The sequence below is a fragment of the Exiguobacterium sp. A1_3_1 genome, assembly GCF_048985645.1.
Lineage (GTDB): Bacteria > Bacillota > Bacilli > Exiguobacteriales > Exiguobacteriaceae > Exiguobacterium_A > Exiguobacterium_A indicum.
In genome coordinates this window covers 1-280 of sequence record NZ_WBYY01000350.1, presented here as the reverse complement: position 1 = coordinate 280, position 280 = coordinate 1, and the positions used below count along the sequence as shown (strand labels likewise).

The following is a 280-nucleotide window of genomic DNA, read 5'->3' as shown; positions in this document are numbered from 1 at the left end:
GTCTTGCCTTTGGTCTCGGTGGACGTGATAATGCATCGCGTTACCTCGATCGTCTGCAAAAGAAAGCAGAGAACACGGAAGTTGACACATCGAACCTTCCAAGTAAGTCAGCATCGACTTCTTCATCACCAAGCTTGAAAGATGCAGCAAAAGGTGCAGCTTCACAAGCAGCAGATGATGTCACACCAGATCGTGCACCACGTTCAGCGCGCTCTTCTTCAACAGATGAGACGACACATGGTACACCAAAAGGTGCATTGCCAGAAAACGATTTAGCACA

1 pseudogene is annotated in these 280 nt (G+C 48.2%); it reads left to right on the top strand.

The features are described from left to right. Positions 1–280: pseudogene (locus F8N00_RS18295) on the top strand (hypothetical protein); the annotation flags it as partial.